Origin of the sequence: Pseudoalteromonas sp. P1-25, assembly GCF_001401805.1 — a bacterium.
GTDB lineage: Bacteria > Pseudomonadota > Gammaproteobacteria > Enterobacterales > Alteromonadaceae > Pseudoalteromonas.
Window position 1 is genome coordinate 1 of record NZ_LKDW01000084.1, and the last position, 539, is coordinate 539.

Here is a 539-nt window from a genome sequence, read left to right on the forward strand (position 1 = left end):
GAAGTGCAAGCCGATGGCACCTTTAGTGTAGATGTGCCTAATGAGTTAAGTGAAGGTGAATTTACCGTTGAGGTATCGGTTACCGACGCCGCAGGCAATCAAACCACAGCCACCACAACCGGTGAGGTTGATACCGCAGCGCCCACAGTGGTTATTGACCCGGTTGGGGATACTAATGACACCACACCGACTATTTCAGGTACAGCAACCGGTGAGCCAGAGGGCACGGTTGTTACAATCATCGTAACGGATGAAGCGGGTAACCCGCAAACCATTACGACCGAAGTGCAAGCCGATGGCACCTTTAGTGTGGATGTGCCTAATGAGTTAAGTGAAGGTGAATTTACCGTTGAAGTATCGGTTACCGACGCCGCAGGCAATCAAACCACAGCCACCACGACAGGCGAGGTTGATACCGCCGCGCCTACAGTGGTTATTGACCCGGTTGGCGATACTAATGACACCACACCGACTATTTCAGGCACAGCAACCGGTGAGCCAGAGGGCACGGTTGTTACAATCACCGTAACGGATGAAGC

The 539-nt window shown here is 52.5% G+C and carries 1 protein-coding gene; it reads left to right on the plus strand.

Annotation, left to right across the window (positions count from 1 at the left end; genetic code table 11):
- Positions 1-539 (plus strand): Ig-like domain-containing protein (locus AN393_RS19620; protein ID WP_200909062.1); only part of this gene is annotated, 539 nt, incomplete at both ends.